Origin of the sequence: Pokkaliibacter sp. MBI-7 (assembly GCF_029846635.1) — a bacterium.
Classification (GTDB): domain Bacteria; phylum Pseudomonadota; class Gammaproteobacteria; order Pseudomonadales; family Balneatricaceae; genus Pokkaliibacter.
In genome coordinates, this window is sequence record NZ_JARVTG010000002.1 from 491487 (window position 1) to 514388 (window position 22902).

General features: G+C 51.9%; 23 protein-coding genes and 1 pseudogene. 21 read left to right on the forward strand and 3 right to left on the reverse strand.

Going from position 1 to position 22902, the window contains the following annotated elements; translation table 11 throughout:
- The first annotated feature begins 170 nt into the window (after positions 1–170).
- Positions 171–1523, forward strand: coding sequence for a glutathione-disulfide reductase (gene gor, locus QCD60_RS21895; protein WP_279788411.1), 1353 nt, complete (start codon positions 171–173; stop codon positions 1521–1523).
- Between the two features lie 136 nt (positions 1524–1659).
- Positions 1660–2703, forward strand: a pseudogene (locus QCD60_RS21900) (IS1182 family transposase).
- Positions 2704–2803: 100 nt separating this feature from the next.
- Here the strand turns inward: QCD60_RS21900 and QCD60_RS21905 are convergent.
- Positions 2804–3871: a 3-deoxy-7-phosphoheptulonate synthase gene (locus QCD60_RS21905; RefSeq protein WP_279788413.1), complete on the reverse strand. Its 1068-nt coding sequence runs from the start codon at positions 3869–3871 to the stop codon at positions 2804–2806.
- Between the two features lie 254 nt (positions 3872–4125).
- Here QCD60_RS21905 and dsbD point away from each other — a divergent pair, with 254 nt between their 5' ends.
- Both dsbD and cysB read left to right on the forward strand, forming a co-directional pair.
- Positions 4126–6030, forward strand: coding sequence for a protein-disulfide reductase DsbD (gene dsbD / locus QCD60_RS21910; RefSeq protein ID WP_279788415.1), 1905 nt, complete (start codon positions 4126–4128; stop codon positions 6028–6030).
- Between the two features lie 221 nt (positions 6031–6251).
- Positions 6252–7226, forward strand: a complete 975-nt coding sequence (gene cysB, locus QCD60_RS21915; protein ID WP_104151562.1) for an HTH-type transcriptional regulator CysB — start codon at positions 6252–6254, stop codon at positions 7224–7226.
- Positions 7227–7295: 69 nt separating this feature from the next.
- Here cysB and pabB read toward each other — a convergent pair whose 3' ends face one another.
- A complete protein-coding gene (pabB, locus tag QCD60_RS21920; RefSeq protein WP_279788419.1) occupies positions 7296–8660 on the reverse strand; it encodes an aminodeoxychorismate synthase component I in 1365 nt (454 codons plus the stop codon).
- Positions 8661–8898: 238 nt separating this feature from the next.
- On the opposite strand from pabB, the gene QCD60_RS21925 reads away from it, so the two are divergent.
- The 3 genes from QCD60_RS21925 to sppA are packed head-to-tail and all read left to right on the forward strand — an operon-like array spanning position 8899 to position 11508.
- Positions 8899–9768, forward strand: a complete 870-nt coding sequence (locus QCD60_RS21925) for an alpha/beta hydrolase (RefSeq protein WP_279788421.1) — start codon at positions 8899–8901, stop codon at positions 9766–9768.
- Between the two features lie 58 nt (positions 9769–9826).
- Entirely contained in the window at positions 9827–10486 is a 660-nt protein-coding gene (locus QCD60_RS21930; RefSeq protein WP_279788424.1) for an HAD-IA family hydrolase, read from the forward strand.
- Positions 10483–11508 carry a signal peptide peptidase SppA gene (sppA, locus tag QCD60_RS21935; RefSeq protein WP_279788426.1) on the forward strand — a complete coding sequence of 342 codons (1026 nt, stop codon included), beginning with the start codon at positions 10483–10485 and terminating at the stop codon, positions 11506–11508. Before QCD60_RS21930 ends, sppA begins: the two co-directional genes overlap by 4 nt.
- Positions 11509–11588: 80 nt before the next feature.
- Here the strand turns inward: sppA and QCD60_RS21940 are convergent, their stop codons facing one another.
- Positions 11589–12197 (reverse strand): Maf family nucleotide pyrophosphatase, encoded by a 609-nt coding sequence (locus QCD60_RS21940; RefSeq protein ID WP_347950250.1) that lies wholly within the window; start codon positions 12195–12197, stop codon positions 11589–11591.
- A gap of 155 nt (positions 12198–12352) precedes the next feature.
- On the opposite strand from QCD60_RS21940, the gene QCD60_RS21945 reads away from it, so the two are divergent.
- From QCD60_RS21945 to QCD60_RS22010, 14 genes are all read left to right on the forward strand, one after another.
- Positions 12353–12871, forward strand: a complete 519-nt coding sequence (locus QCD60_RS21945) for a YceD family protein (protein WP_279788428.1) — start codon at positions 12353–12355, stop codon at positions 12869–12871.
- A gap of 19 nt (positions 12872–12890) precedes the next feature.
- On the forward strand, positions 12891–13073 hold the full coding sequence (gene rpmF, locus QCD60_RS21950; RefSeq protein WP_104151557.1) for a 50S ribosomal protein L32: 183 nt from the start codon (positions 12891–12893) through the stop codon (positions 13071–13073).
- A gap of 2 nt (positions 13074–13075) precedes the next feature.
- Positions 13076–14101 carry a phosphate acyltransferase PlsX gene (plsX, locus tag QCD60_RS21955; protein WP_279788432.1) on the forward strand — a complete coding sequence of 342 codons (1026 nt, stop codon included), beginning with the start codon at positions 13076–13078 and terminating at the stop codon, positions 14099–14101.
- A gap of 18 nt (positions 14102–14119) precedes the next feature.
- Positions 14120–15049 (forward strand): ACP S-malonyltransferase, encoded by a 930-nt coding sequence (gene fabD / locus QCD60_RS21960; protein WP_279788434.1) that lies wholly within the window; start codon positions 14120–14122, stop codon positions 15047–15049.
- Between the two features lie 24 nt (positions 15050–15073).
- Positions 15074–15817, forward strand: coding sequence for a 3-oxoacyl-ACP reductase FabG (gene fabG / locus QCD60_RS21965; protein ID WP_279788436.1), 744 nt, complete (start codon positions 15074–15076; stop codon positions 15815–15817).
- Positions 15818–15992: 175 nt separating this feature from the next.
- On the forward strand, positions 15993–16226 hold the full coding sequence (acpP, locus tag QCD60_RS21970; protein ID WP_104151553.1) for an acyl carrier protein: 234 nt from the start codon (positions 15993–15995) through the stop codon (positions 16224–16226).
- An 88-nt stretch (positions 16227–16314) separates the two neighbouring features.
- A complete protein-coding gene (gene fabF / locus QCD60_RS21975; protein WP_279788438.1) occupies positions 16315–17553 on the forward strand; it encodes a beta-ketoacyl-ACP synthase II in 1239 nt (412 codons plus the stop codon).
- Entirely contained in the window at positions 17553–18395 is an 843-nt protein-coding gene (pabC, locus tag QCD60_RS21980; protein ID WP_279788440.1) for an aminodeoxychorismate lyase, read from the forward strand. The genes fabF and pabC overlap by 1 nt, the downstream gene beginning before the upstream one ends.
- Positions 18395–19429, forward strand: coding sequence for an endolytic transglycosylase MltG (mltG, locus tag QCD60_RS21985; RefSeq protein WP_279788442.1), 1035 nt, complete (start codon positions 18395–18397; stop codon positions 19427–19429). Before pabC ends, mltG begins: the two co-directional genes overlap by 1 nt.
- On the forward strand, positions 19426–20061 hold the full coding sequence (gene tmk / locus QCD60_RS21990) for a dTMP kinase (protein WP_279788444.1): 636 nt from the start codon (positions 19426–19428) through the stop codon (positions 20059–20061). The genes mltG and tmk overlap by 4 nt, the downstream gene beginning before the upstream one ends.
- Positions 20054–21070: a DNA polymerase III subunit delta' gene (locus tag QCD60_RS21995; RefSeq protein ID WP_279788446.1), complete on the forward strand. Its 1017-nt coding sequence runs from the start codon at positions 20054–20056 to the stop codon at positions 21068–21070. Before tmk ends, QCD60_RS21995 begins: the two co-directional genes overlap by 8 nt.
- Position 21071: 1 nt before the next feature.
- The gene (locus QCD60_RS22000) at positions 21072–21404 is read left to right on the forward strand and encodes a PilZ domain-containing protein (RefSeq protein ID WP_279788449.1); all 333 of its coding nucleotides are present in this window, start codon (positions 21072–21074) and stop codon (positions 21402–21404) included.
- A 142-nt stretch (positions 21405–21546) separates the two neighbouring features.
- Entirely contained in the window at positions 21547–22326 is a 780-nt protein-coding gene (locus QCD60_RS22005; protein ID WP_279788451.1) for a TatD family hydrolase, read from the forward strand.
- 16 nt (positions 22327–22342) lie between these two features.
- Positions 22343–22882: a DUF1285 domain-containing protein gene (locus QCD60_RS22010; protein WP_279788454.1), complete on the forward strand. Its 540-nt coding sequence runs from the start codon at positions 22343–22345 to the stop codon at positions 22880–22882.
- The last annotated feature ends 20 nt before the right edge of the window (positions 22883–22902 follow it).

The following is a 22902-nucleotide window of genomic DNA, read 5'->3' on the forward strand; positions in this document are numbered from 1 at the left end:
TCAACGGACAGCAACTCGTTGAAGTGGAACGATTAAGGAATGCTTACGGTGCAGTTTCTGGCGCTGAAGAGTAACAGAGTCGAAGTGTAATGCAATCGACTCGGACGGGTCGCTGAGAGCGTATTCAGAGACCTGATAAATGACAGATTTCAAGCTGAAAGGAGTGATGTGTGAGCCAGTACGATTTTGATCTGTTTGTCATTGGTGCCGGATCGGGTGGTGTGCGTGCTTCGCGTATGGCTGCTGGCTTGGGGGCCCGCGTTGCGGTGTGTGAAGACCGCTATATGGGCGGAACCTGTGTCAATGTCGGTTGCGTACCGAAAAAGTTGTATTCCTATGCGGCGCACTACGGTCATGACTTTCATGACGCTGCTGGCTTTGGTTGGGAACTGGAGCAGCCCAGATTCAACTGGGCCACACTGCGTGACAACAAAAAGAGCGAGATAAGCCGTCTGAATGGCATTTACCGGAATATGCTGGGCAATGCAGGTGTAGAACTGATCGACGGCCGCGGCACGCTGGTGGATGAGCACACCGTCAGGGTGGGAGATAAAACCTACACCAGTGAACGGATTCTGGTGGCCACTGGCGGCTGGCCGTTTATCCCTGACATTCCTGGCCGGGAGCTTGCTGTCAGCTCCAACGAAATATTTGATCTGGCGCGTTTTCCTCAACGGATTGTGATTGTCGGTGGGGGTTATATTGCCGTGGAGTTTGCGTCCATCTTCGCAGGGCTGGGAGCTGAAACGCATTTGCTGTATCGCGGTGAGTTGTTCCTGCGCGGTTTCGATCAGGAAATTCGTGAATACGTCGCCACTGAAATGGCCAAGAAAGGTGTCAGGCTGCACTTCAATACCGATGTGACTGAGCTGTCACAAACCTCACTGGGGATTCAGGTGAGCACAGGTAATGGCCCTGCACTCCATGCCGATCAGGTGCTGTACGCGACGGGTCGTGTTGCCAATACTCAGGGTCTTGGGCTGGAGGCGGCGGGGGTAGCCCTGGATAACAAAGGTGCGGTCAAGGTCAACAACCGGTTCCAGACCTCTGTACCTTCCATCTACGCGCTGGGAGATGTTATTGACCGCGTGCAGCTGACGCCGGTGGCGTTGGCGGAAGGCACCTTCCTGGCTAATCATCTGTACGGGGAAGGGCGCCCTGAGCCTGACTACGACAACATTCCCACTGCGGTTTTCTGTCATCCCAATATTGGCACCGTGGGCTTGAGTGAGGAACAGGCCAGAGAGCGCTATGGCAACATCAAGGTCTTCCGTTCAGAGTTCCGGCCCCTGCGTCATACCCTGAGTGGCAGTGATGAACGCTGTCTGATGAAGCTGATCGTTGATTCCGCTACTGATAAGGTTGTCGGTGTGCACATGGCAGGAGCGGAGGCCGGGGAGATCATCCAGGGGATTGGTATTGCACTGAAGGCCGGTGCCACCAAAGCGGTGTTTGATGCCACGATTGGTATCCATCCCACCGCGGCAGAAGAGTTCGTCACGATGAGAACACCTGCGCGTTAATCAGCGCTTTTGCATCTGAGGCGGCTTTAGGCCGCCTCAGACTGCTGACATAGCCCTCGCCCTCGGGCGGGGGTTCCTATAATCGGGCCATGCTAAAAGACAGAGCCCCACCCAGTCCGGATGGGAGTTTGTCTGCATCGACGAACTCGTCCCCGCCGATCACCTGTTGCGCAAGATCGACAAGACCATCGATTTCAGCTTCATCCATGAACGGGTCAAAGACCTCTACTGCAGGGACAATGGCCGGCCCGCGCTCGATCCGACTGTTCAAGCTGCTGCTCCTCGGTTATCCCTACGGTGTGCGCAGTGAACGCCAGTTGATTCGCGATGTGCAGGTCAACGTCGCCTATCGCTGGTTCCTGGGGTTGAACCTCACCGACAAGGTGCCCGATGCCTCAACGTTGAGTCAGAACCGACGCCGCCGTTTCAACGAGTCCAAGGTGTACCAGCAGATCTTCGATGAGATCGTACTGCAGGCGATGCGTAAGAAACTGGTCTCCGGCAAGACGCTGTACACCGACTCCACCCATTTGAAGGCCAATACCAACAAGAACAAACGGCAAGCAAAAGGCTTCTTCTACCTGGATCACCGTACCGTGGATGGGCGCTGCAACATCATCACCGATGTTCACCTGACGCCCGGCAATGTCCACGACAGCGTACCTTACCTGAGGCGTCTGGATCGACAGGCGGAGCGGTTCGGCTTCGAGATCCGGTCGGTGGGGCTGGAGGCCGGTTACTGCACGGCGGGCATCTGCACAGGTTTGGAGGCGCGCCAGATCTACGGCGTCATCGGCGGCCGACCCACCGTAAGGGCTACTTCTACAAGCGGGAATACCACGACGACGCCGAGCAGGATCGTTATACCTGCCCTGATATACAAGACCACCGATCGCAACGGCTACCGCCACTGCCGCTCAGACCCTGATCGCTGTTTTAACTGCCTACAGCGAGAGCGCTGTACCGGCAACGTGAAAGGGGAAAAGACGCTGACACGTCATGTCTGGGAGGACAGTAAGGAGCGGATCAGCCAGCACCGCTTGAGCTCGGGAGGGCAACTTCTCTATCAGCGCCGCAAGGAAACGGTAGAGCGAAGCTTTGCCGATGCCAAAGAACTGCACGGTTAGCACTATGCCCGCCCCGCGCTTTGCTGAACTCAGCGACGGAAACGTTGCAGTAGACGGCAGAAAAACAAAACCCCGATCAAAATGACCGGGGTTTGTCAGTATCCCAAAATGGCCCGAAGGCCATTTTTTGTTCTGCATGTATGCTTTTGCTGCTTAACGAGTGGGTAGCACGTCTTTCAGCTTGGCACGCATGCTGCGCAGGCAAGTCTCAGTTGTCGCCCAGTCGATGCAGGCATCGGTAATTGATACGCCGTATTTCAATTCGCTCAGATCGGCCGGGATGGACTGACTGCCCCAGTTGATATGGCTCTCGATCATCAGACCCATGATGGATTTGTTGCCTTCCAGAATCTGGTTGGCGACGTTGTCTGCGACCAGAGGCTGCAGTGCAGGATCTTTGTTGGAGTTGGCGTGGCTGCAGTCAACCATGATGTTGGTCGAGACACCTGCCTTACTCAGTTGCTGTTCGCAAAGCGCGACGTTGACGGAGTCGTAGTTGGGTTTGCTGTTGCCGCCGCGCAGTACGACATGGCCATACTGGTTACCGCGAGTGCGGGTGATGGCCACTTTGCCCTGATCATCGATACCCAGGAAGTTATGCGGGTGTGACACTGACTGAAGGGCATTAATGGCGACGCCCAGGCCACCGTCCGTTCCATTCTTGAAGCCGATAGCGCAGGACAAGCCGCTTGCCATCTCACGGTGAGTCTGTGATTCAGTGGTACGAGCGCCAATGGCTGACCAGCTGATCAGGTCCTGAAGATACTGTGGAGAGATAGGGTCCAGTGCTTCTGTTGCCAGGGGGAGGCCAAGCTCGGACAGATCGAGCAGCAACTTGCGAGCGGTATAAAGACCGGTCTCGATGTCAAAGGAATCATCCAGATAGGGGTCGTTGATCAGGCCTTTCCAACCGACAGTAGTGCGGGGCTTCTCAAAATACACACGCATGACGATATAAAGGGTATCAGACAGCTCTTCCGCCAGGGCTTTGAGGCGTTTTGCATAGTCTTTGGCCGCTTCTACGTCATGGATGGAGCAGGGGCCAATCACCACCATCAGGCGGTGGTCCTGACGGTCCAGAATGTTACGCACGATATCACGGCCTGTTAGCACGGTATTACGTGCGCGCTCAGAAATGGGTAGCTTGGCTTTCAACTCATCGGGTGTTGAAAGCAGCGTCTGGGATTCGATATTGAGGTTTTCTACACGTGAATCTGTCATTTTCTTTCCTGGCCTTGCGGCCTTTATACTAAGCCCTTTGTGTGACGGCCATGCCGTCCCCCCGAGCTTTGTACCATAGTGAGCTCAGGCACAGAAGCCCATAAGATTCAAACTATTGGCTTAATAGCCTGCATTTCTTTGTTGTTCTGACTGGTATGTGAACGATTGAGATATGCAGGGCCTGACGACGGTTGGGGAACTTCTGACGGTCGAAACGCTCTATGCCATATCTGTCCTTATTTTCCGGTATCTGCATGTTACGCATAGTATTCGCCTGCCTGCTGGGCATTCTGATATCACCCGCTTACGCTGGGTTGTTCGATAAATCTTCAAATACTGAGCCGTTGCCGGTCGATCAGGCTTTTGTGATGTCGGTTGATCACAATGCGAAGGGCGAGGTGGCGCTGAGCTGGTATATCAGCCCGAGTTACTATCTCTACAAAGACAAGATCAAGGTCGAGGTATCCGGCAGTCAGGTGGAGAGCCTGATGCTGCCCGATCCGGGCGAGGAGAAGCCGGATCCTCTGTTCGGTAAGGTCGTGGTGTATCACCAGCAGGCTCATGCACAAATTTCTCTTGCTCGAGATGAGAGTGCGGCTGCTGCGGATACTCTCACAGTTACCTATCAGGGGTGCTGGGAAGGAGGGATTTGCTTTCCTCCTGTACAGCAGCAGCTGAAGGTGACAGATATTCCCGTTCGTACCAGCGACAGCATAAATACTCCCGTCTTACCGGCTGGCAGTGTGGAGAGCAGCAAGCTCTCCGGGCCTGCAGAGTCTGTTCAGGGACAAGGTGTCACTGCGCCTCCGGAAGGCGAGCAGATATCTGCCAGCAGCGCGGGCTCATGGTTTTTGGCGGGACAGGCTGACTTCCTGCAGCTGCTGAAACAGCAGAGTAGCTGGGTCATTGTGCTGGCCTTCTTTATTGCCGGTCTGGGTCTGTCCTTCACGCCCTGTGTGTTTCCAATGATTCCCATTCTTTCCAGCATGATTGCGGGCCAACAAGGGATGATGTCCAGCCGACGTGCTTTTTTTCTTTCCCTGACCTATGTGCTGGCCATGGGAGTGACCTACACGATCGCGGGGGTGATCGCTGGATTATTTGGCGCCAATCTTCAGGCACAGCTACAAGCACCATGGATACTGATCTTGCTTGCTCTGTTCTTTGTGACCTTTGCGCTGGCGATGTTTGGGGTGTTTACCCTTCAGTTGCCCTCAGCATTGCAAAGTCACATTAGTGTTGCTGCCAATCGGAAGAATGGGAGCGGATGGCTTGGAATTGCCATGATGGGCATGCTTTCAGCACTGATTGTTGGACCCTGTGTGGCTGCTCCGCTGGCTGGCGCATTGATCTTCATCGGCCAGCAGGGGAGTGCAGGGCTTGGCGCGGCAGCACTCTTTGCCATGAGCCTTGGGATGGGGGTGCCATTATTGATAGTCGGCACGTCTGCGGGGCATATCCTGCCGAGAGCCGGCGCCTGGATGGAATCGGTCAAGCACGTTTTCGGCGTACTGATGTTACTGATGGCTTTGTGGCTGTTGGAGCGCGTATTGCCACTGGGATTAGTGCTGGCTTTGCTGGCCATTGTATTGCTGCTGGCGGCTGTCGTGTTGGGCGCATTACAGCCTCTTGATAATAATGCCGGTGCGGGAAGGCGTCTGGGTAAGGGTATTGCACTGCTTGTGCTGTTGTACTCAGTCGTATTGCTGGTGGGACTGGCAGGTGGTAGTCGCAATCCACTTGCTCCCCTGGCAGTCTATGCGGAGAGTAGTCATGAAGGTAACGTCAGTACGGAGTTGAATTTTCACACTGTCACGACCTGGGCGGAATTACAGCAGCAGCTGGCTCAAGCCAAAGAGCAGGGGCGTCCGGTGATGATGGACTTTTATGCTGACTGGTGTATCTCCTGCAAGGAGCTGGACGCTTTTACCTTCAAAGATGCGGCTGTCATGCAGGAGCTGAAAAGCTTTCACCTGATCCGTGTTGATCTGACCGCGAACACGGCAGACCATCAGCGCATGTACAAATTTTACGAGCTGGTTGGCCCTCCAGCGTTGGTTTTCTATTCCTCTCAGGGTGATCTGATGCGGTCGATGAGCTGGTCTGGCGTATTGTCAGCCGAGCAACTGTTGCGTCACCTGTCCAGGATGCCCATCTGACCTGAGGCAAGCCCGGAGTCCTGCTGTTGAGCGTCGCTTCGGGCTGGCAAGCTTCATCTTTCAGGATCGGCATGGTGCACGGATACAATTCTCACTTGTGAAATCCCATGGCCTTATCTAAATTATCGAAAAAGGAATATTCGGGTCCTTTTGTATAACGGTTATTTATAACAGTTCGCACTGCCCGGAAAGCAATAACCAGATACGGCCAGGGGGAATGCATGAAGCTCCAGCAATTACGCTATATCTGGGAAGTCGCCAAACACGATCTGAATGTGTCAGCGACGGCCCAAAGTCTCTATACCTCCCAGCCAGGCATCAGCAAGCAGATCAGACTTCTCGAAGATGAGTTAGGCGTCGAAATTTTTTCCCGTAGCGGTAAGCATCTCACCCATGTCACTCCTGCCGGTGAAAGCATTCTCAGTATGGCAGGAGAAATTCTGCGTCGGGTTGAAAGTATTAAACAGGTTGCACAAGAGTTCAGTAATGAGCGTAAGGGCAGCCTGTCCATTGCTACGACCCATACCCAGGCGCGTTATGCGTTACCGCCTGTGATCAAGAGTTTTATGGGACGCTATCCGGACGTCAGTCTGCATATGCATCAGGGAACTCCGATGCAAATTGCTGAAGAGGCAGCAGATGGTACTGTCGATTTTGCGATTGCCACCGAGGCGATGGAGCATTTCAGTGATCTGATCATGATGCCTTGCTACACCTGGAACCGTTCAGTCGTGGTGCCGCGTAATCATCCGTTGACGCAGGTAGGCAAACTGACGCTTGAGGATGTGGCTCGTTATCCGTTAGTGACTTATGTGTTCGGCTTTACTGGTCGCAGCAAACTCGACGATGCGTTCAATAGCAAGGGGCTTCACCCTCGTGTGGTCTTTACCGCGGTGGATGCTGATGTGATCAAGACGTACGTACGCTTGGGGTTAGGGGTCGGCATTATTGCCTCCATGGCAGTGTTGCCGGAGGTCGATGATGATCTGGTGGCACTGGATGCCAGTGAGCTGTTTGAGCCCAGTCAGACGAAAATTGGCTTCCGTAAGGGTACCTTCCTGCGTGGTTATATGTACGACTTCCTCGAATTGTTTGCCCCTCATCTGACCCGTGATCGGGTTCAGAAAGCAGGTGAGTGCACATCACGGCAGGAAATCGATGAACTCTTTGCTGATGTTAAGTTACCTGAACATTAACGCCTGATGCTCTCTCCCCGCTGCGATATCTGATCTGCAGCGGGGCTTTGTATTACGAGCTTGCTGCAATTAAGCCAGCGCTCTGAGCAAATTGCCTATCTTGCTTAAGGTCTCCTGATACTCCGACTCCTCAACGGAGTCTGCGACCAGGCCGCCTCCCGCCCAGCAATGCGCCTGACCCTGATGGAACAGCACTGTTCTGATGGCGATATTGGTGTCCATACGACCGTGCAGGCTGATGTAGCCGATGCTGCCGCAGTAGACGCTACGCCTGTGAGGCTCCAGTTCTTCAATGATTTCCATCGCGCGAATCTTGGGGGCGCCGGTAATAGAGCCGCCGGGAAAGGCTCCCTTCAGCAGGTCGAGACGGTCAGCTGAGTTGCGTAGTCTGCCGGTTACTGTACTGACCAGATGATGAACGTTGGGGTAGCTTTCCACGTCAAAAAGCAGTGGCACCTGAACACTCCCAACCTCGCAGCTTCGGCCAAGGTCATTGCGCAGCAAATCGACGATCATCAGGTTCTCTGCACGATCCTTCTCGCTATTGCGCAGTTGCTCCATCAGTTGTTGATCTTCATTAGTGGTCGTGCCTCTTGGAATGGTGCCTTTGATCGGCTTGGTTTCCACCTGAAGTTGATTAACAGCCAGAAAACGCTCTGGCGAAAGGCAGCAGATGTCACCTTGGGGCAAAGAAAGGTAGGCAGCAAAAGGAGTAGGGGCCTGCTTACGCAGTCGAAGATATGCCTGCCAGCTATCCCCCCGGAAATTTGTGCTGAAGCGTTGTGCCAGATTGACCTGATAACAGTCACCTGCATGAATGTAGTCTTTGACGCTACGGAACTTTTCACCGTATTGAGCCCGATCCATGTTGCTTGACCAGGGGGACGTCAGTTCAAAAGCAGAAGGTTCTGATGGTGCTTGCTGAGAGAGGTAACGCTGGATAAGAAATTCAGCAGAGTAGGGGCATTGAGGATGGATGACCAGCCAGCTTGATTGTTTGGCATGATCGGTAACCCTTGCCCAGGAGTACAGCCCTAAATACATGTCGGGCAAGGCTATATCGTGATCTGCCAGCTGCGGCATATGTTCAACAACTCTGCCCAGATCATATGACCAGTAACCTAACAAACCGCCATAAAAGGGAATGTCAGGATGATCGGTGTCGGTGCTGATCTGCCCGAAGCGCAACAGCAGGTGCTCTGTCGCCAAGAAGGGATCGTCCGGGCAGGGCAATATCCTCCCTGAGGCATCCTGCAAACAGATACCTTGGCCGGGGGTGTAAGAGAGTACAAAGAGTGGATCGCAGGCAGCGATATCAAATCGGCCATCGCGTGAGTGGGGCGCGTTGGAGTCGAGTAGAACAGGGTATGTTCCCGCCTTGATGCCAACAAAAGCATCTTCAGCATTCAGATATGGCAGTGAAATAAATTGCACTCGAACGACTCCTGGTAGCGAAGCAGGGAATTCTACCCAGCCAGATAAGAAAGGTGTAGGCTAACAACGGTTGGCTCCTGGAGCCCATAGTTCTGGTATATCGCGATGTGACTCAATGTTGCTGATTCTGAGGTCCGGAAATCAGCCAGGTGACAGAGAATAGGGTGGCTACTTTCATCTGCTCGCCAGTGATATACCGCAGTTTTGTTCCAAACCCGCAGTCTCGCAGTCGGAACTCATGATCCAGCAAAGTTACTCAGTGGTACGCCGCAGTTTTTCAGTGAACGGCGTAGATGTTTCCTATCAGATATATACCAACAATGTTGCCTCTTCTTCCGAACGCTTGTTGCTGCTGCATGGCGCGGGTGTGGCAGGGGAGCTGACCTGGTCTGCGATTGTCGAGCATCTGGATCATTGGGGTCAGATACTCGTGCCGGATTTGCGAGGAATGGGGGAAACCCGTTACCTGGACGGCAGTGAATCCACTTTTACCGTGCAGGAAGTGTGTGATGATGTTGTGCGTCTGCTGGATCAGCTCGGGTGGTGGCGTTTCGATCTGGGTGGCTACTCCTTCGGGGGGTTAATAGCCATGTTGCTTAAGCAGCGTAATCCTTCACGAGTGGGACAGCTTTATCTGCTGGAGCCTGCACTGCTGGACCGAGCCGATATCAATGAGGTCAGGAGTATTCGTGAGCGTTACTCTGAGGCGGCACAGCATATTCGCCAACAGCATGATCCCAGTGATGGAATTCGTTTGTTTCTCGATACCATTGCGCCGGGGCGCAATCGATCAGACAAAACCGAGTCTATGACGATCAGCCGTTTGGCAGAGCGACCGTTAGGATTTGCCAATGCACTGGACTCTGTGACTCGCTCGGCCCATGAGGTCGAGCGGGATCAGTTGCTTGAGCATTTACAGCACGCAGAATTATTTGCGGGTGGGCGTAGTGTTCGCGAGTTGCATGATCACTATCTTCATCTGGCCAGGCAAAACACCATGGTTAACTACCATGAGGTGAAAGGTACGGATCACTCGTTGCCTTATCAAAAACCACGGCAGATTGCCCGGTTGATGAACGAGGCACGTCAACGCTATACAAACAGTTAGTGTTTAACGCTTTTACCTGGCGGATGTTTGGAGTCGCAATAAATTTACGGGATGGCTGATGTACAAACTGATCATATTTGACTGGGATGGAACGCTTATCGATTCTGCACAGCGAATCACACAATGTATGCTGCGGGCAGCCAAAGATGCCGGGCTTGCTCAGCCGAGCGCTAGTCAGATCAGGGAATTGATCGGGTTGGGTTTGCCTGAAATGGTTGAAGCTTTGTTTCCGGGGATATCTCCTCAATCCAATCAGTATTTCCGGACAATCTATAGTCATCACTTTTTTGATGCAGATCAGCAGCCATCTCCGACATTTCCTCACGTCAGAGAAACGCTTACCGCATTGCGAGAGGCTAGTTACTCTCTGGCGGTGGCAACTGGGAAAAGTCGCCGTGGACTAGACAGAGGAATGCAGAATACTGGCCTGGGTGAGTATTTTTCAGCATCGCGCTGCGCTGATGAGACGGCCTCCAAGCCCCATCCTCAAATGCTTTTTGAGCTGCTGGAGCATTATGGGGTACAGGCAAGCGACGCGCTGCTGGTAGGGGATACCAGTTTTGATTTACAGATGGCGCAAGCGGCTGGTATCGACTCTACAGCTGTTCTCTATGGCGTACATGGTGCGGAGCGGCTGGAACCCTTTGCGCCGAAAGCTTTCTTCACTTCAATTCGCGATATTGTTCATTGGCTTACGGAAACTAAGGAGAAAGGGTGAGCGACTCTAATTGGCGGCCGGAAGGATCCGATCAACAGGATACAAGTAGCACTGGTGTGGACAAGGACTTCTCTGGTCAGCCGCTGGAGGTGCGCACCAATAAGGAATGGCGCCTTATTGAGAAAGTCGTACTTGGGTTGTTCAGGGAGCAACGCAGGGCAAGACGTTGGGGGATCTTCTTTAAGCTCGCTACGCTGGGCTACTTCATCGTTATTCTTCTGCTCGCATGGCCTAGTGCAGAGACCGAGTTGGGGGCCAAGGATCACGTTGCTCTGATCGACCTGAAGGGTGTTATTGCGGATGGTGAGGAGGCAAGTGCGGACGCTATCAATGCTTCATTGCGTGATGCCTTTGCTGATGCTCATGCCAAAGCAGTCATTCTGCGTATCAATAGCCCAGGCGGCAGTCCCGTGCAGGCCGGGCAGATCTACGATGAAATCAAACGTCTTCGAGGGTTGCATCCTGACAAGAAGCTCTATGCCGTGATCGATGATATCGGAGCTTCAGGAGGCTACTATGTGGCAGCCGCTGCGGACGATATCTATGCTGATAAAGCCAGTATCGTCGGTTCCATTGGCGTTATTTCATCAGGCTTTGGGTTTGTGCAGCTGATGGATAAGTTGGGCGTTGAGCGCCGAACCATGACATCAGGTAAATACAAGAACCTGTTGGACCCTTTCAGTCCTCGGTCTGAGGAGATTGACCAGCGTTGGCAGGCGATGCTGGATGTCACTCATCAGCAATTTATCGATGAGGTGAAGAAAGGACGTGGTGACAGACTTAAGGATGCGCCGGACTTGTTTACTGGTATGGTCTGGACCGGACAGCAAGCGGTGACTCTCGGGCTGATTGATGGCTTGGGTAGCGTAGATAGTGTTGCCAGGGAGGTTGTTGGGCTGGATGAGGTGCAAGACTATGCACCAGAGATGTCGCCTTGGCAAAAACTGACCAGAGAATTTGGTGTCAGTGTTGGTCGAGGGGTATCGCAACAGCTGGGTTTGGATTTGCCATTGATGCACTGAGTTATCCAGTCTGGACATGACTGATAAAGTAAAGGCGCAGGAACATGTTTCTGCGCCTTTTTGTTTAAAGTGAGAGTGTTTTACTCCAACGTCAAAATATCAATCCCTTCATTCATCAGCATCTGTGTTAGTCGGATTAAGGGCAAACCAATCAGGCTCGATGGATCACTGCCACGCATTTCTTCAAATAGTGCAATACCCAGCCCCTCTGATTTGAAACTGCCTGCGCAGTCATAAGGTTGCTCTCGTAGCAAATAGTGATGAATTTGCTCTTTCGTTAATTGTCGAAAGCGCACATCAAATTGCACTACGTCTAATTGATACTTACCAGACTGGCTATTCAGCAGGCATATGCCAGTGAAAAAACTCACAATCTGACCTGAACTCATGGAGAGTTGTGTAAAAGCATTGTCATAGTTACCGGGTTTGCCGAGACAGTGACCGTTGAGCGAAGCAACCTGATCTGAACCGATGATGAGCGAATAAGGATGCTGGTTAATAAGGCTTTCTGCTTTCGCCCTGGCTAGACGCTGAGCCAGAGCATCGGCTGCTTCGTCTGGCTGGGCTGTTTCGTCTGCGCTGGGGCTGGTGCATACAAATGAAGAGGTAAGTGTGGAGAGTAATACTTTGCGGTATGGACTGGTGGAGGCCAGAACTATCTGCGGAGGATTGGAAGAAGGCATTTGCATGGAGCCGCTCTGGAGTGGACAATAGGCGCGGAGTCTAACATTAATATGCCTCACGCAAAGGTTGCGGTGTTCTGTTACACAGCACCGGGGTTAATACATTATGTATGTAATTGACCTTTGACACTGCCGGGGTTGGTGAATATCATTGCGCGCTTATGTCGAATCAAGCATTTCCGGCAAAAATTAACCCACGTAAGTGGGCTGAAAAAGGGAGCTCCTGGACCGGGGAACTCCCTCTATCCCATTTCACGCGTCTGGTTGAGTCGCTGCAGGGCTCTGCAGGGGTTGTGAAAGTGTCAATGGAGTTTGGCGTGGATGAAGAGCGTATTCGCTTTGTGCGAGGTGATCTTCATGCTCAGGTTGAAATGACCTGCCAGCGTTGTCTGGAGTCAGTGAAGTTGGCAGTGGAGAGCGACTTCTCCCTGGGGATCGTCTGGCACGACGAAGCTGCAGCAAATTTACCGTCACATTACGACCCTTTGATCGTGAGTGATGAGTTTGTTGAGATGCTTCCCGTGTTGGAAGACGAGCTGATAGTCAGTTTACCTCTCGTGCCTCTGCACGAAGATTGTGAGGTCAAGACTGAGTACGGCGAGGCGGTCGAAGAAGTATTGGACGAAAGGCCAGCGTCCAATCCGTTTGATGTGTTAACACAGCTGAAATTGAAGAAATAGACTTAGGAGCTTCTTAGTCATGGCAGTACAACAGAACCGTAAAACCCGTTCTAAGCGTGGTATGCGTCGTTCTCATGACGCTCTGAGTGCACCTGCACTGAGCGTTGATGCAACCAGCGGTGAAACTCACCTGCGTCACCACGTTTCTCCAGACGGTTTTTATCGTGGTCGTCAAGTAGTAGCAAGCAAGTCTGAAGACTAATTTTGCCACTGCGCACAACCATTGCAGTTGATGTGATGGGCGGGGACTTCGGTCCCCGCGTTACCCTCCCCGCTATTTTCAAGTTTCTCTCCTCACAGCCTGATGTCGATGTGCGTCTCTACGGTGCGCAAGATGTCCTTTTGCCGTTTGTGCAAAAGCACGAAAGTTTGGCTGCGCGGATATCTGTTGCATTTTCCCAGTCTGATATTGCTATGAGTGATAAACCATCTCAGGTTTTGCGCAGTAAGCGTGATTCTTCTATGGCAATCGGGCTACGGGCGCTGTCAGAAAGAGACGTCGATGCTATGGTCAGTGCCGGCAATACCGGTGCGCTGATGGCAATGGCGTGTACCATTCTCGGACGTCTTGAGGGGGTAGATCGTCCAGCTATTGCTACCACTCTTCCTACTCGAAAAGGGCAATGCTTATTGATTGATTTGGGGGCGAATCTGGAGGCGACTTCTCGCCATCTTCATAGCTATGCCATTATGGGGAGTGTGCTCGCAGCACTGATGACAGGGCGGGTTGATCCTGGAATTGCTTTGCTGAATGTAGGCGAAGAACCAGTTAAAGGTAGTGGGGTGGTGCAGGCTGCGGCCGAGATTCTGGCTAATGACAAGAGGCTTCGCTTCATTGGCTTCGTAGAAGGTGATGGGATGTTTGAAGGGCGAGCTGATGTGGTTGTCTGCAATGGCTTTGTCGGCAATGTTGCTTTGAAAACGGGTGAAGGAGTTGCGCGTCTTATTGTGGACTCTCTCAGTGAGTATCTCAAGGCACACTGGTACAGTCGATTGCTTGCGACGATGTTGATGCCTTCTTTGCGTGCTTGGGGGAAAAGGTTTGAGCCTGCTATATATAACGGAGCAGTATTGGCGGGTGTAAACGGGTGTGTTGTGAAAAGTCACGGTGGTGCAAGTGAGGCTGCATTTCTTAATGCGCTGAACTATGCTGCTATGCTGACTCGATTAAAGCTGCCAGCCCGACTGCAGGAAGCTTTGGTAGATTCAGATATTTCAAGTGCTACCTAATAGAAAGAGAGAGTGTGCATGGATTCCAAACTGGCGTTTGTCTTTCCTGGGCAAGGGTCGCAGCATCTGGGGATGTTTGGCGAACTGGCCGAGGCTCACAACGTAATAGGGGAAACTTTTGCTGAAGCTTCTGATGTTATCGGTATCAATCTGTGGAGTCTGGCTCAGCAGGGTCCTGATGAGGAGCTTAATAAAACTGAAAACACCCAGCCTTTGCTGCTGACTGCCAGTGTGGCGTTATGGAGATTGTGGCAGCAGTTGGGTGGGCGCACGCCTGGCTATATGGCTGGACATAGTTTGGGTGAGTACACGGCGCTGGTTTGTTCGGGAGCTATGTCTCTGGTTGATGGCGTGCGATTGGTTCGTACTCGTGGTGAACTTATGCAGGAAGCGGTGCCAGCGGGGCAAGGTGCGATGGCAGCAATTCTTGGTCTGGACGATGCGGTTGTAGAGGCTTGCTGCGATAAGGCGGCTGAAGGGCAGATAGTGTCAGCAGTGAACTATAATTCTCCCGGGCAGCTGGTTATCGCTGGTGAGGCTGCTGCTGTTGAGCGTGCCATGGTGTTATGTAAAGAGGCAGGCGCCAAGCGAGCCTTGCCGTTGTCTGTGAGTGTGCCTTCACACTGCATGTTAATGAAGCCTGCTGCAGATCGACTGGCTGCCATTGTTGCAGATGTAGAGTTGGTTGTGCCTGCCATTGCGGTTGTTCAGAACGTAGATGCACAGGTTTCGGACAGTCTGGAAGGTATACGTGAACGTTTGCTTAAACAGTTATACAGCCCTGTATTGTGGACCCGCTCTGTGGAGTTCATGGTTGCTCAGGGTGTTGAGACTATGCTTGAATGCGGCCCTGGTAAGGTGCTGTCTGGTCTGAATAAGCGTATTGCGCGCACACTCGATGTTGCAGCAATCAATGATCCTGCATCGTTGGCCAGTGCGCTGGCCTAACTAAAACTGATAGCGGCTTAGTGTATGAGTATCGAAGGTAAAGTTGCGCTTGTAACAGGTGCTACCCGTGGTATCGGGCGTGCCATTGCTCTTGAATTGGGGCGTCAGGGTGCCGTCGTGGTTGGTACTGCTACCTCTGACAAAGGGGCTGCATCCATTTCTGATGCACTGGCTGAAGCTGGTGTCAAAGGTAGAGGGATGGTTCTGGATGTAGCGGATACAGACAGTATTCAGTCCGTGGTTGATGCTGTCGCCAGCGAGTATGGTGCCATCCAGATTCTTGTCAACAATGCAGGTATCACCAAGGATAATATCCTGATGCGCATGAAAGATGATGAGTGGGATCAGGTGGTTAATACCAATATGAGCTCTGTTTATCGTCTGTCCAAGGCATGTCTGCGTGGCATGACAAAGGCTCGTTGGGGGCGTATCGTTAGCATCAGCTCAGTAGTTGGCTCGATGGGTAATGCAGGTCAGGCAAACTATGCAGCAGCTAAGGCGGGTATTGAGGGCTTTACTCGTGCATTGGCACGGGAAGTTGCCTCTCGCAATATTACGGTCAATGCCGTCGCGCCGGGTTTTATTGATACTGATATGACCAGTGGCCTAGCTGAAGAGCATAAGACTCATCTTAAAGGTCAAATCCCTATGGCCCGACTGGGCCTGCCTACAGAAATTGCATCTGTAGTAGGTTTCCTTGCGGGCGAAGGTGCTGCTTACATGACTGGTGAGACCCTGCATGTTAACGGTGGTATGTACATGGGCTGATGCAAACAGCATCTAACCTTGTAATCTCCGATAAATTATTGATAATGTGCCGCAGATATATGCGGCACCTGTAAAAAGGCGCCTCTCCTGCCAAGCTTGGCAAAGGACGTGGGTTTACCTAAAATAGCCATCCGCATTTGATAATGTGGGTTGTGTTGAGCAAATAGGATACGTTATGAGCACTATTGAAGAGCGCGTAAAAAAGATCGTTGCTGAGCAGCTTGGTGTTAAAGAAGACGAAATCACTCTTGAGTCTTCTTTTGTAGATGACCTGGGTGCTGACTCCCTGGACACCGTTGAGCTGGTTATGGCTCTGGAAGAAGAATTCGAGACCGAAATTCCAGACGAAGAAGCTGAAAAGATCTCTACTGTTCAGGCTGCCATTGATTACATCAAAGCTCATCAATAAGCACTAGACCTGTTCGGTTTCATGAAAAGCCGCTTCTATTGAGTAAATAGAGCGGCTTTTCTTTTCAGTAACGTTGGAGGATATGCGCATGTCTCGGAGAAGAGTGGTAGTGACGGGGCTCGGCATGCTCACCCCCCTGGGGAATACAGTCGAAGAAACCTGGAGCAACATTCTTGCCAGCAAAAGCGGCATCGGACTTATCGAGCATTTTGACACCGCTGCTTTCAGCACGCGTTTTGGCGGTTGTGTAAAAGATTTCGATACCAGTCTGTACATGGATAGTAAAGAAGCCAAAAAAATGGACCTTTTTATCCAATACGGTATGGCGGCTGCTCAACAGGCAATTCAAGACGCCGGACTCATAAGTGACTCCCTGGATCTGGATCGTGTTGGTGTGGCAATAGGCTCTGGCATTGGTGGATTGCCAATGATTGAGAAAAACCACGATGTTCTGAACGCTTCCGGGCCAAGACGCATATCCCCCTTCTTTGTTCCTGGTTCCATCATCAATATGATTTCTGGCAACCTTGCGATCCGCTATGGTTTCAAGGGACCAAATATTGCTATCACGACTGCCTGTACCACTGGTACACACAATATTGGCTTTGCGGCGCGAATGATCAGTCATGGCGATGCAGATGTCATGTTGGCTGGTGGTGCTGAAATGGCTACCACTCCGTTAGGTCTGGGTGGTTTTGCTGCTGCCCGTGCGCTATCCACACGTAATGATGACCCGACGGCAGCAAGCCGGCCCTGGGATCAGGATCGTGATGGTTTCGTATTGAGCGATGGTGCTGGTGTGCTGGTTCTGGAAGAGTATGAACATGCAAAAGCCCGCGGCGCGACGATTTATGCTGAGCTGATTGGTTTTGGCATGAGTGATGACGCTTACCATATGACCTCACCGCCTGAAGATGGTGCAGGCGCTGCGCAGTCCATGCACAATGCCGTCAAGGATGCAGCCTTGAATGTGGAGGAAGTGGATTACATCAACGCTCACGGTACATCTACTCCAGCAGGTGATAAAGCTGAGTCTAACGCAGTGAAGTCTGTGTTTGGTGAGCATGCGTATAAACTTACTGTCAGCTCTACCAAATCGATGATTGGGCATCTGTTAGGTGCTGCAGGCGCTGTAGAAGCTGTGTTCTGCACGCTGGCACTGCGTGATCAGGTGGTACCGCCCACTATCAACCTTGAAAATCCGTCGGAGGGTTGTGACCTTGACTATGTGCCGGGTGCTGCCCGACAAGCAAAAATTGATGTGACTGTCTCCAATTCCTTTGGTTTTGGCGGCACAAACGGCACCCTTATTTTCCGCAAGGTGTGATGCTGTTTCTGCCGGCTTCACTGGTCGATGGTCAGCCTTCTGATCAAATCAGTATTCTGGATAGAGGGCTGATGTACGGCGATGGACTGTTTGAAACGGTTCGTATCGTATGCTCTCAACCTGCTCTCTGGGCGTTGCACTGGCAACGTCTGGAAGCAGGCTTAACCCGCCTTAATTTCTCCTTCAATGCTGAGGCTTTGCAGCAATCGCTGCTGAGTGACATCGAACGTCTGCTATTTGTTGCTGAGTTAACTGAGGCAACCCTAAAAATCACCATAACACGTGGTATTGGCCAGCGTGGCTATCGATATACTGCAGACGCGCCACTGACTCGTATTGTCACTGTATTTCCTGCGACTGATGTTGAAGCTCTGGCCAGAACGGGTATTAAAGTGCGACTTTGTTCGTTGCGGCTTGCGCGGTCGGAGGTGCTGGCCGGGTTGAAGCATCTAAATCGCATGGAGCAGGTGATCGCTCGTAATGAGTGGAATGATCCCGAGTACTACGAGGGCATTCTGAATGACACCGCTGGCAATATGATCTGCGGTACCATGAGCAATCTTTTTCTGGTCAAGGAGCGAGTACTGCTTACCGCTGATGTGAGCGGGTGTGGTATAGCAGGGACCAGACGCCGTTGGTTGCTTGAAAATGCCAATGGCCTTGGGCTTGAGGCCAGGGTTGGTATTTTCAATCTTGAGGACTTATCGAGCGCAGATGAGGTTTTCTTCTGCAATGCGCTTATTGGCATTCTTCCTGCGGTGGAAGTGGCAGATAGAACATTACCGTCCAGAGATATAAGTTTGCGATTGCGAGAAGCGTTGCTAGAGGCTGAGTATCAATAATGAAGTGGTTAATGAGGTTGTTGCTGACCATTCTGGTGCTGGTTGTTGCTGGGTCATTTGCATGGCAATGGGGATGGCAGCAATTAAACAAACCACTGGCACTGCAGAATGATAATCAGGTTTACACATTGCGCCCGGGCAGTTCACTGAATCAGGTTGCCAAGGATGTAGAGCGCTTAGGATTAATGCAGCATGCCAGGCTGCTGTTACTGTATAACCGATGGAAACACCCTAATGCCACCATCAAGGCGGGAGAGTATCAGTTGTCTCCTGGTCTGACTCCTTTGCAGTTATTGCAGATGATGCAGGAAGGCAAAGTAGTGGAATATCGCGTCACCCTGGTGGAAGGGCATTCCTTCAAAGACTTCCTTCGCATCCTGCATGAGCAGGAGAAGTTAGCGAGTGTATTGGATGGTATGACACCTGCCGCTGTTATGCAGAAGCTGGGGCATGAGGGGCAGCACCCGGAAGGGCGGTTTTTCCCTGATACCTATGTCTATCATTCAAGTATGTCTGATGCTGATGTGCTTTCTCAGGCCTATGACCGTATGCAGAAAGTACTGAGTGAAGAGTGGAAGCAACGGGCAGATGGTTTGCCCTATCGGAACTCCTACGAGGCGCTGATTATGGCTTCGATTGTTGAGAAAGAAACAGGCGTTCCCGAAGAGCGTGACAAGATTGCAGGCGTTTTTGTACGCAGGCTCGAAAAGGGGATGCGATTACAGACCGACCCGACGGTGATCTACGGCTTGGGTGATTCCTACGATGGCAACATTACCAAGGCGGATTTGAACAGCCCAACCCCTTACAACACTTACACCATTGTTGGCCTCCCTCCTACGCCGATCGCTATGCCCGGAGCGGCAGCTATTCATGCTGCATTGCATCCAGCGGAGGGAACTGCACTTTATTTTGTCGCCACCGGTAATGGCGGGCACACGTTCTCTGATTCACTTCAGGAGCACAATCAAGCGGTGAGCCAATACCTGAAGGTATTGAAAAATCGTCCCAAGGCAGAAGACAAAAGCAAATGACAAGAGGTTGTTTCATAACGCTTGAAGGTACTGAGGGAGCGGGTAAGACAACTGCACTGGCGCACATCGTCGCCTGGCTGAAGCATAGAAATATTTCTTATGTGCTTACAAGAGAGCCTGGAGGCACGCCTATAGCAGAGGAGATTCGCCAGCTCGTTCTTTCTCCTCGTGATGAACAGGTGGTCCCTCTTAGTGAGTTGCTGCTGGTGTTTGCGGCTCGAGCACAACATATTGAAAAATTGATCAAACCAACGCTGAGCCAGGGTACCTGGGTGGTATGTGATCGTTTTACTGACAGCACCTATGCCTATCAGGGGGGCGGGCGACAGTTGCCATTTGAGCCAATTGTGCAACTGGAAAACCTGGTACAGGCAGGCTTCCAGCCCGATTTGACGCTCTTGCTTGATGTCACTCCGGAGGTCGGTATGCGTCGTGCCTCTCGTCGTAGCGCGGCCGATCGAATCGAACAAGAAGCCATGAGCTTCTTCCAGCGCGCCAGGCAGGCATTTTTGGCGCGTGCAGAGTCCGCGCCTGAGCGTTTTCGTGTAATCAATGCAGATCAGAACCTGGAGTCGGTAAAGGATCAAATCACTCAAGCGCTGAGTGGTTGGTCGGAGCTGCATCGTGGCTGAGTTATTGCCCTGGCAGCAGTCAATCTGGCAGCAGGTTATTGCTCGGCATGAGCAGGGGCGCCTCCCTCATGCATTGCTGCTCAATGGGCCGGAGGGAGTGGGAAAGCGGCAGTTCGCTGAGTACATGTCTGCCTGGTTTTTGTGTTCGGCTCAGCAGCAGGCTCCCTGTGGTCAATGTCGTAGTTGTATGCTGTTAGGGCACGGTAGTCACCCAGACAGAATGGTGATTGTGCCAGAGGGCGCACAGGGAACCATTAAAGTGGATGCTATCCGTCAGGTGAGTGAGTTTAGTGCGGAAACTGCGCAACAGGGTAATGGTAAGGTGGTGCTGGTACAGAATGCTGATCGGTTGAATGTACAAGCGGCCAATGCGCTGTTGAAAAATCTCGAAGAGCCTCCAGCGCGGACGCTCTTTATTTTATGGTCAGCACATTTTGCCAGGCTGATGCCTACCATTCGAAGTCGATGCCAACAGTTAGCCTTCTCGCTGCCCGCTACAGAAGATTCGCAAAAATGGTTGGTGCAACAGGGTGTCGGTGCGGATCAGTTTCCCCAGTTGCTCAACATCGCTCGCGGTTCCCCTCTGAAGGCGCTGGAGTATCATGAGGCCAATCTGCTACAGGTATGGGATGAGTGGCAGCAACAACTGATCGGACTGCAGACCGGCAGGGTCAGTGTTTCTGAGCTGGCAGAACTATGGAAGAATCGCCAGACAGGCATGATTCTCAGTTGGCTGTCGGACTGGATAAGCGAGGCCGTCAAGCAGATGATGGGAGCGGTGCATTCAACCGGTTTGTTTCAGCCTGAGCTGCTGAGTGCGGCTGTTGCAACTGCCCGAGCCTCTGAGTGGTTGGCGTTTTATGAAAAACTAAATGTTTTAAGAGTGCAGTTGGATGGCACGGCTAATCTCAATCCGTCTTTGGCTCTGGAAACGATATTGATCGAATGGTCTCGACTGATGCGGACGAGTTCTCGGTCCAGAGTGGACGGCAAACCCGTGAGGAATTGAAATGGCACACGGAATACTGAACTGTACGTTTGATAGCAAGACCATGTTGTATCAGTGCTATATGCCTTTCATTGAACGAGGTGGCTTGTTTATCCCTACTCAGCGTACCTATCAGCTGGGTGATGAAGTATTCGCGGTATTAACTATTATGAGTGAGCCTGAAAAGGTACCGGTCTCCGGCAAAGTGATCTGGATTACTCCGCCCGGTGGTCAGAATAATCGCCCGGCGGGTGTTGGAATTCAGGTCAATCCGCAAGACGAAGCGGCTATTCGTAAACTCGAAACGCTGCTGGCGGGAACTCAGGAATCTGATACCACTACGTTCACAATGTAATATCTGATCAGCAGTGTGATGGATTGTAGTTAGTCAGCTGAATGATCTCTTCTAATATGAACTGCTGATTGTGAGTCAGAGAATCTGTCTCCAGGCAAATTAGTATTCGTTCTTACTCACTAAAGTGTCTTATTGAATACTCATGAATATTGTCGATTCCCATTGTCACCTGAACATGTTGAAGCCAGAGCAGGCTGATGGTCTGGACTACATACTGCGTGCAGCCAGAGAGCGTGGTGTCGCAGAGTTTCTATGTATAGGCGTCGATCTGGATAAGTGGCAAGAGGTGCGTGAAATCGCTGAACGGCATGACGATGTTTACGCCACCGTCGGGATCCATCCATTACACCCGGTAGACTCGTTACCATCTGAAGAAGCGTTGATGATCCTGGCTGATCACCCAAAAGTATTGGCGATCGGCGAAGCTGGGCTCGACTATTTCTATACGGAAAGTCATGAGCAGCGTGAAGCACAAAAGCAGGTATTCGGTCTGCAATTGCGTGTTGCCAGTAAGTTGAATCTGCCTATCGTCGTTCATACTCGAGAAGCCAGAGAGGATACTCTGGAGCTGATTCGTGCCTACGGTTCAACACAGTCAGCGGGTGTGCTGCATTGCTTTACCGAGAACTGGGAAATGGCCAAAGCTGCACTGGATCTCGGATACTACATTTCATTCTCTGGCATCCTTACCTTCCGTAATGCAGACAGCTTGCGTGAAGTCGCGCGTAAGGTGCCACTGGATCGCGTATTGGTTGAGACAGACTCACCATATCTGGCACCGGTCCCGCATCGCGGAAAAACCAATGAACCACAATACGTTGTTGAAGTGGCGCAATGTCTGGCTGATCTTCATCAGTTGCCTTTGGCCAGAATGGCTGAGCTTACAACTGCGAACTATAAAGCGCTGTTTCATCGCACTTAACCGGTGAGGAGGGTATATGGCTATTGATCTAGCATCTCTGCAGCAGCATGCGGCAGCTGATGGCCTCCCTCCGGTTGAAGAATGGTATCCTGATTTTTGTGCTGATATGGATCTGGTCATACGGGCTGATGGTACCTGGGTTCATGAGGGAGGAGAGTTCAGGCGTCCAGCATTGATGAAGTTATTCTCCCGTATCCTTCGTCTGGACGATGATGGCTGCTATTACCTGGTTACACCGGTAGAGAAAGTACGTATTCAGGTAGAAGACGCGCCTTTTGTTATTTTGGCAGCCGAGGTACGCGATGACAGTGTGGTAATGGTCACTAACTGTGAAGAGGTGATCACACTTGGATGTGAGCATCCCATGCGTGTCAGGGCTGCTCATGGCAACGCTAGTGAAATTCCTTATGTCCTGGTGCGCAAAAACCTCTGGGCAAGGCTTCATCGCAACGTTTTTTACCAGCTGGTTGAGCTGGCTGAGCAGCGTACCGAACAAAATATCGAGGGAATGTGGCTGCAGAGTCAGAATGAATGGTTTTGTCTTGGGAATCTGTAACTGGAGTGGTCTACAGCTGT

Coding starts and splice junctions, on each gene's coding strand:
- QCD60_RS21905 (WP_279788413.1), bottom strand. CDS start 3,871: ATGACAGATTCACGTGTAGAAAACCTCAATATCGAATCCCAGACGCTG.
- dsbD (WP_279788415.1), top strand. CDS start 4,126: ATGTTACGCATAGTATTCGCCTGCCTGCTGGGCATTCTGATATCACCC.
- cysB (WP_104151562.1), top strand. CDS start 6,252: ATGAAGCTCCAGCAATTACGCTATATCTGGGAAGTCGCCAAACACGAT.
- QCD60_RS21925 (WP_279788421.1), top strand. CDS start 8,899: ATGATCCAGCAAAGTTACTCAGTGGTACGCCGCAGTTTTTCAGTGAAC.
- QCD60_RS21930 (WP_279788424.1), top strand. CDS start 9,827: ATGTACAAACTGATCATATTTGACTGGGATGGAACGCTTATCGATTCT.
- QCD60_RS21940 (WP_347950250.1), bottom strand. CDS start 12,197: ATGCAAATGCCTTCTTCCAATCCTCCGCAGATAGTTCTGGCCTCCACC.
- QCD60_RS21945 (WP_279788428.1), top strand. CDS start 12,353: ATGTCGAATCAAGCATTTCCGGCAAAAATTAACCCACGTAAGTGGGCT.
- rpmF (WP_104151557.1), top strand. CDS start 12,891: ATGGCAGTACAACAGAACCGTAAAACCCGTTCTAAGCGTGGTATGCGT.
- fabD (WP_279788434.1), top strand. CDS start 14,120: ATGGATTCCAAACTGGCGTTTGTCTTTCCTGGGCAAGGGTCGCAGCAT.
- fabG (WP_279788436.1), top strand. CDS start 15,074: ATGAGTATCGAAGGTAAAGTTGCGCTTGTAACAGGTGCTACCCGTGGT.
- acpP (WP_104151553.1), top strand. CDS start 15,993: ATGAGCACTATTGAAGAGCGCGTAAAAAAGATCGTTGCTGAGCAGCTT.
- fabF (WP_279788438.1), top strand. CDS start 16,315: ATGTCTCGGAGAAGAGTGGTAGTGACGGGGCTCGGCATGCTCACCCCC.
- pabC (WP_279788440.1), top strand. CDS start 17,553: ATGCTGTTTCTGCCGGCTTCACTGGTCGATGGTCAGCCTTCTGATCAA.
- mltG (WP_279788442.1), top strand. CDS start 18,395: ATGAAGTGGTTAATGAGGTTGTTGCTGACCATTCTGGTGCTGGTTGTT.
- tmk (WP_279788444.1), top strand. CDS start 19,426: ATGACAAGAGGTTGTTTCATAACGCTTGAAGGTACTGAGGGAGCGGGT.
- QCD60_RS22000 (WP_279788449.1), top strand. CDS start 21,072: ATGGCACACGGAATACTGAACTGTACGTTTGATAGCAAGACCATGTTG.
- QCD60_RS22005 (WP_279788451.1), top strand. CDS start 21,547: ATGAATATTGTCGATTCCCATTGTCACCTGAACATGTTGAAGCCAGAG.
- QCD60_RS22010 (WP_279788454.1), top strand. CDS start 22,343: ATGGCTATTGATCTAGCATCTCTGCAGCAGCATGCGGCAGCTGATGGC.